The sequence below is a fragment of the Rhodococcus sp. IEGM 1302 genome (assembly GCF_030056935.1).
Classification (GTDB): domain Bacteria; phylum Actinomycetota; class Actinomycetes; order Mycobacteriales; family Mycobacteriaceae; genus Rhodococcus_F; species Rhodococcus_F qingshengii.
Genome location: NZ_JASHKY010000060.1, coordinates 1 through 2879 on the forward strand (window position 1 = coordinate 1; position 2879 = coordinate 2879).

General features: G+C 63.5%; 3 protein-coding genes and 1 pseudogene. All 4 read left to right on the forward strand.

Annotation, left to right across the window (positions count from 1 at the left end; all coding sequences use genetic code 11):
* Positions 1-547 (forward strand): LpqB family beta-propeller domain-containing protein (locus QM609_RS29070; protein ID WP_283337655.1); only part of this gene is annotated, 547 nt, incomplete at its 5' end.
* Positions 548-580: 33 nt separating this feature from the next.
* The gene (locus QM609_RS29075) at positions 581-1312 is read left to right on the forward strand and encodes a ComF family protein (protein WP_003940811.1); all 732 of its coding nucleotides are present in this window, start codon (positions 581-583) and stop codon (positions 1310-1312) included.
* Between the two features lie 175 nt (positions 1313-1487).
* Positions 1488-2168: a ribosome hibernation-promoting factor, HPF/YfiA family gene (gene hpf, locus QM609_RS29080; protein WP_003940893.1), complete on the forward strand. Its 681-nt coding sequence runs from the start codon at positions 1488-1490 to the stop codon at positions 2166-2168.
* A gap of 131 nt (positions 2169-2299) precedes the next feature.
* Positions 2300-2879, forward strand: a pseudogene (locus QM609_RS29085) (preprotein translocase subunit SecA); the annotation flags it as partial.

Consider the following 2879-nt stretch of genomic DNA (forward strand, 5'->3'; position numbering starts at 1 on the left):
GGTCTGGACGGCTGTGAACGGCAATACCGTCGTTCGGGTCGTCCGTGAACCAGGCACCGGCCGGGTGTCGGTCACCAACGTCGACGTCGGGGCCCTGACGTCGGTCGGTTCCACGATCTCGGAACTGCGTCTGTCGCGGGACGGCGTGCGAGCGGCGATGATCATCGACGGCAAGGTCTACCTGGCTGTGGTCGTGCGCACCGCCAGCGGGGTCTACGCCCTGACGAGTCCACGCGCAGTGGCGTCCGGCTTGGGCAGTACCGCGCTCTCACTCGACTGGAGCAACAGCGACACCATCGTGATCGCGCGCAGTGGAGCCGACATACCGGTCGTCCAGGTCGCGATCGACGGCTCACGAATGGACGCGCTGCCGAGTGGAAACCTGACCGCTCCCGTCACCTCCGTGGATGCATCGCCGACCACCGAGTACGTCGCCGACGCGCGTGCGGTGTTCCAACTGAACAACAACGACCCCGCCGGGGATCGCCGCTGGCGTGAGGTGACCGTGCTGACCGGACAGAAGGCGATTCCGGTTCTGCCTGGCTGACGCCTCTGCGCTCTGGTGAATGTCTGCGCTCTGATGCATGTCGGTGCTCAGGTTCATGATTCGGCCATGGGGGACAAGAAATTCGGTGCCGGTCTGCTCGACCTGCTGTTGCCACGCGAGTGTGGTGGGTGTGGCCGCTCGGGGACTCTGTGGTGCGGTGAGTGCGCGGAACTGCTGCGCGATCATCCGCTTCAACTGAGTCCGCGCGTGGATCCGGGCGTGCCCGTCTGGGCGCTCGGCCGCTACGACGGCCCCAGGCGGCGCAGTGTGATCGAGATGAAGGAACGGGGTCGTCGGGACCTCGCGATGCCTCTGGGGATCGCTGTGGCCGACGCGTTGGCCACTCTGGAACGGTGGGGCGAGCTCGGCAGCGGGGGTCGTCCGCCGATCGTGCTGGTGCCGGCTCCCACGCGCGCCCGAGCGGCGCGATCTCGCGGGGGTGATCCGGTTCGCCGGATAGCCGAAAGTATGCGCGGAAAGCGGGAAATTGGTTCTGTCGCGGGTCGTCCGGTACGTGTCTGTCCGATTCTCCGGATGACGCGAGGTGTACGTGACTCGGTGGGACTGTCCGCGGCCGACCGGGTGACCAACGTGAACGGTCATGTGTCTCTCGACACCACTGCGATCTCTTCGATTGCCGGGGACAGTGACATCGTCCTGCTCGACGACGTCCTCACCACGGGAGCGACTGCGGCAGAGTCGGTTCGGGCCCTCTCGCTCAGTGGGATTCGGACAACTCTCGTGCTTGTCCTTGCAGGGGCTTAGATGAATTTCGTTGGAACAGTGGCACTCGCGCGCGTTACGTACTAGCGTCGGCGGCACACCCGAAAATACTGGTAGGAGGTGGTACTTCGATACTGGTGCCGGGCGGATCCCCTCTCGGTACTTGCAGAATTTGCCGCCGCCCACCGTGGGGCGGGGCCGTAATTGGGAGGTACGAGTGACGACCCCTTCGCAAGCCTCGTTTTTCATCGAGGACGCCACCATCGAGCGTTCCGAGAATGCCGCAGCTCCGAGATCCGACGTCGTAGTCAAGGGACGAAATGTCGAGATCCCCGATCACTTCCGAATCTACGTTTCGGAAAAGCTGGCGCGACTCGAACACTTCGACCCCTCCATATTCCACTTCGACGTGGAACTGCAACATGAACGCAACCGACGACAGGCCAAGAGTTGCCAGCGCGTCGAGATCACCGCTCGAGGTAAAGGCCCGGTGGCCCGAGCCGAAGCGTCCGCAGACAGCTTCTACGCCGCCTTCGAATCGGTGATCGACAAGCTGGAGAGTCGCCTCCGTCGAACCAAGGACCGCAAGAAGGTCCATTACGGCGACAAGCGACCCGTGTCCGTCGCGGAGGCAACCGCCTCCCTCGTCGACGCAGACTCACTCGGAGTCACACCGGACATTTCGCTGAACGGTCAAGAGCCGGACGAGTACGACGGCCCGGGACGCGTGGTCCGCACGAAGGATCACCCGGCCGAGCCGATGACCATCGACGACGCTCTCTACGAGATGGAACTGGTCGGACACGACTTCTTTCTCTTCCATGACAAGGAGTCGGACAAGCCGTCCGTCGTCTACCGTCGTCACGCTTTCGACTACGGATTGATCCGCCTGACATGACCCAATCGGTGGTGGGTTTGCTCGCTCGCCGCCGGTAGCGCCTACCATGGAATCCGGCCGGAGTTTTCGGACCCCGGCCGGATTTTCAGTGTGTGACCCCCTGTCGCCGAAGATTGAGGACGAAGAAGACTGTGCCGTCGCTGTCGCTATCGAAGCTGCTCCGTGTTGGTGAAGGTCGCATGGTCAAGCGGCTCAAGCACATCGCCGAGCATGTGGAATCTCTGTCGCCCGATGTCGAAGGCCTGACAGACGAGCAACTCAAAGCCAAGACCACCGAGTTCCGTGAGCGCTATGCCGCCGGGGAAACTCTCGACGAGTTGCTGCCCGAGGCTTTCTCCGTGGCCCGTGAGACGTCGTGGCGCGTGATCAATCAGAAGCACTTCCACGTGCAGATCATGGGCGGCGCGGCCCTGCACTTCGGCAACGTCGCCGAGATGAAGACCGGTGAGGGCAAGACTCTGACGTCGGTTCTTCCGGCTTATCTCAACGCGATCGCGGGTGACGGCGTCCACGTGGTCACCACCAACGACTACCTTGCCAAGCGCGACTCCGAGTGGATGGGCCGCGTTCACCGCGCCCTCGGCCTCGAGACCAGTGTGATTCTCTCGGGCATGACGCCGGCCGAGCGCCGCGTCGCCTACGCAGCCGACATCACGTACGGCACCAACAACGAGTTCGGCTTCGACTACCTGCGCGACAACATGACGCACT

Excerpts from the sequence above, each read along its gene's own strand:
- QM609_RS29075 (WP_003940811.1), top strand. The coding sequence starts at position 581 with ATGCATGTCGGTGCTCAGGTTCATGATTCGGCCATGGGGGACAAGAAA.